At 70.5% G+C, this 4,281-nt stretch carries 1 protein-coding gene; it reads right to left on the bottom strand.

What is annotated here, in order from left to right:
- On the bottom strand, nucleotides 1-4,281 hold a 4,281-nt coding region (locus AC3ET3_RS35875; protein WP_435613707.1), incomplete at both ends, for a hypothetical protein.

Genomic DNA, 4,281 nt, shown 5'->3' with positions numbered 1-4,281 from the left:
CCCCTCCCCCCCCCCCCCCCCCCCCCCCCCGCCCGTGGCTCCGCCGGTGCTCCCCGCGGGCTCCAGGGGACGTGTCGCGGCCAGTCCGAGGTCTGCGCGCCGGTCCGATAGAGGCATGTCTTGGGGCCAGTGGCCGCGGGCCCTAAGCCAGGCGATCAATGCCTTCACGGACAGGACTTCGAAGTCCAGCAGGCCGTCGTCGTCCAGTTCCCGCAGGACGTCCTGGGCGGGGGGCAGCACCGTGGGGCGACTTGCGGGATAGAGGCGCTCCCATTCCTCGATTAGTTGCCGCAGCCGTGGTACCTGCTTGTGCACCGCTGTGCTGGATGCCTCGCGTACCTCGGCCAGCGGCCTCAGCGGGCGTGACGTCGACGAGGGCGCGGGGAGCTGTTTCATCAGCCAGGCGGCCGCGTGGGCTTGAAGGAGTTCGTCGGAGAGATGCCACAGCGTCGTGTGCCAGGCCGCGTCCGGCGCGAGTAGGGAGAGGTCGCGCAACTTCACGTACCGGGCCAGGGACCGTCCGGACCGATGGACGTCCCTGTAGGCGTCCCTGATCCGCTCGGCGAGCGCGGGACGGTTCCGCTGAAGCCATGCCGCGAAATGCCGTTCATGCCGGTCCCTGTTCTCGATCTCCGGGAGGCCCAGGGCGCGCCACGCGCGGTTGGCGTCGGCAAGGGGCACGGATATGGCGCTCAGTTGCCGTTCCCGGTCGTCGTCCTCCAGCAACCGCATGAGCTGTTCCGCGTTCGGTGCGCCGATCCGGTCGGTGAGCCAGGTGAGGAGGGCAGCGCGGTCGGAGAAGTCCTCGGCGTGTTGCCGCAGTTGCTCCGCGAGGTCAAGATCAAGGCAGGCGAGGAGGGGGACAAGCCGCGCGCTACCGGAACGCTGTGACGCCCGCTCGGCGAGGACGGCGTGCAGTTGGTGCGGCCGCAGGTCCAGGACGTCCGTGAGATCCTCCTCGGGGACGTGGTCGGTCTTCAGGCCGCGTTCCTCCAGTTTGGTCAGCGCCTTCCACAGCGGGTCTGCGAGGTAGGGTGCGCCGATGAGGGCAGCCACGGCGGGGGCGGCGGTGCGGAGCACTCGCCAGCCGGTACGCGGCCCGCTGTGCACGACGACCACACGGGGCCGGTCTGGGTGCGGGTGCAGCAGGGCTCGGTCCGCTCCGTGCTCGGTGAGGCGGTGGCCGGCGATCCAGAGGACGGCCTCGCCGGCCACGGTCACGTCGCAGCGATGCAGTAGGCCGGCCACGTCGGCCGCGGCCACGGGCTCCGGACGGGACGCTCGTTCCTCGTCGAACTCCACCAGGGCCGCGACCAGGGTGAGCAGCCAGGATCCCGCGTACTCCATCAACGGCACGTGCGGTGCGTCACGGACGGGCAATCCGTCGGCCTGGATGTCGTGCGCGGCCTCGCCGCACCGCTGGACGTCGAACGTTGTCCTCCGTTGGAGGAAGGCGTGGACCCGGCCGCCCAGTGTCCTGTCCCGTACCGGGATCACGGGCACGGGGACCCGGTCCAGAAGGGCTCGGTTCTGGGCCCCGTCAGGATCCGGGACGAAGGCCGTCTCGTCCGTCTCCGCCGGGTCCAGCGAGGCGAGGGCGCCAGCGCGGGTCACCAGCAGCCGGCGCGGCGCCGCGGGCTGCCCGCCGTCGGCGGTGCGCGTCCCGCCCTCCCCCGGCAGCAGCTGCGCCCACGCCTTTTCGTACTCCCGTCCGATCTCGTGCGCGAGTCTTCCTTCCCTGAGGTGGGCGTTGGCCTGCACCAGGTCCGGCAGGTGGCGGAGCCGGTCGAGCGCGGTGCCGGGATCGTCCCAGGAGCGGATGCCGAGCAGGCCGAGCCGTGCCACGAGCTTGGCGGACCGCCTGCTGCGCAAGGAAGCCGATACCACGCCGAGGAACTGGGGCGGGGGCTGCGTGCCGTGCCACCACCAGGCCGTGCCGGCGGTGGCGAACACGGTCCCCTCCGAGGTGGCGCTCGGGGCGGCCGTCTGCGGGATCCACGGAGCGTGGGTGAGGAAGGCGGACAGCGGAGTGGGCCAGGGCGTCCCGGTGGGATCGCTGTGGCGTACGAATTGCATCTCCAGTGCGGAGTCGGCCCAGGCGAAGGCGAGGCCGTTCACGATGAGCTCCGCGTAGAGTCTGCGGTCCTCCTCGGAGAAGGCGGCGTAGTCGTCCTGACCAGGCAGCATGGCCGCAGCACGGGAGCGTGAGTGGTACTCCACGCTGATGTAGCCGACCCTACGCCGGTTCCGCCAGCGCTCGGCGCTCGTCCGCCACTGCGGCAGCAGATCCGGCCGGTCCGGGGCCCAGAAACGGGAGGGTCGGTTGAGGGCGTCTCCCCTGACACTGATGCGGAAGGTCTCGTACCGGGGACGGAGGCCATGAGCGACGTGGTGCCGTTCGAGGAAGCGCCGCATGGCCTCCACGGGGATCGCGTCGCCGCACAGGTCGTCGGGGCGGACGAGGAGCCGTCCTTCCGTCTGGGTGAGCACGGGAGACAGTTCCCGGACGCGCTCCAGGAATCGGGTCAGGGTGTCGTCGACGGAGGAGTGCTCTGCTGGCCAGCCCGGCCCGAACATGGCGCGGCTCGCGTCGATCCAGCCGGCCCGGGTCAGTACGTGGAGATTCCCCAGGAAGGGAGCCCTGCGGCCCTCCGTCTCCAGAGCGTGGGAGACCGCGCAGGCGTAGCGGAGACAGGCCAGGCGTACGCCGTTGTCCTCGCTGTCCGCGCTCAGTGCACCTGCGACCACCGCGAGCACCCGGTCGACACCGTAGTCGTGGACGAGGTTCGCGGTCCTGAGCCACTTGCGGCCCTGGGCTCTGCGCTTGCGGCCCTTGCCGGACCAGGCGATGCCCTCGTGCACGAAGTGCAGGCCGTCGGGCAGGGTCGGCAGGGAGCCGCCCTGCGGAGTGTCGCGGTCGAAGAAGACGCCATCCGCGCCGGCCGGTGCCGTCATCGACCTGGAAGTAATGACGATCCGCTTGCCGGTCAGGGCCGAGCCGTCGGGGAACGCCTGGGAGAGGTCGTAGTAGAAGTCCGCCCACCATCCGGGATCAATGGTGTCACGTACGGCGGCCCCGGCGAGCCCTTCCGCCCACGACGCGAGGCGCTCTGTTGGGGGTTCGAGGCGCGTGCCCGCGCTCCTGGCCAGGGACGCCAGCCGCCGCAACCGAATGGGGTGCAGATGCGGATCGAGGAGATCCATGACCCCCGTGGCGGCGACGGCGTGCGGGGTGAAGATCGTGGAGCCGTCCTTCCCTTCCCACAGAAGGGCACGGTGCAGGGAGGTGCGAGCCCCGGGTGTCGTTCCGATCACCGGGATGAACGGCACGTGGGCGATGCCATGGTCCAGCCGTTGGAAGGCAGACGTCAGCCGCGCCAGTGCCTTAGGCTGCCAGCACATGAGGTCGACGATCGCGCCGGGCGGAATCGGTGCCCGCCCGTCCGCCGCTGCGAGCACCGCGCGGGCGCTCACCTCAGCCACAGTGTCGAGCAGCAGACCGTTCCACGGCACCGCCTCGTTGAACGAACGACGGTTCATCTCCGCGAAAAACGGTGCGTGGACATAGCCGCGGACGGGTGCCGAGATCTGCTCGCCCATCGGCAGGAAGGCGTAGAGCCGCCCCTCCCGCAAGGGATCGCCAACCGGTACGGCGACCCGTACCTCGGCCTTCTTCTCCCAGGCCATCCAGTCGCGTCGCATCCCGCTCTTCTCGATCGACGCGGCGAGCTCCTCCTGTGCGCGGTCCGGGTCGGCCTTCCCGCAGACGACGATCAGACGCATCCGCCGACGCAAGGTGACCTGCTGCACCTTCAGGCCACGGGCGTGGTGCAGCACCTCCACCTGACGGTCATACGTCCTGCGCCGGGTCTCCCCCGCGGCCCGCCACTCCAGCCGGACACGTTCCAGCCGGTCGAGGAACAGCTCGAACGGGGCGTTGTCGTCCATGAGTTCCCGCACCTGCGCCTCGGCGGCCGAGCGCGCGTCGGCCGACTTCAGCGGCAGACGGATGACGGTGACAAAGCCCCGGCGCGCGAAGCCTTGGACGGTCTTCGGTGGCTCCTCCAAGAAGACCGGCACCTTCAGCGTGAGCAGGTTCTCCTTCAAGTAGTCGGCGAAACCCTCGCGTTCGGGCGCCACCTCGCGGGCGAGCGCGTCGTAGTCGTCGAGCCGGGCGAACCGGAAGGTGAACCCGTCGAGGAGCCGGGACCCCTCCCTGGCCACGCTGTAGACCTCAGGCGCGTCGCACAGGTGCAGCACGCTCTTGAAACCGACGCCCTT

This window comes from Streptomyces sp. bgisy159, assembly GCF_057707805.1.
The sequence above is the reverse complement of the archived record's forward strand: the minus strand, read 5'-3'. Positions and strand labels throughout refer to the sequence as shown.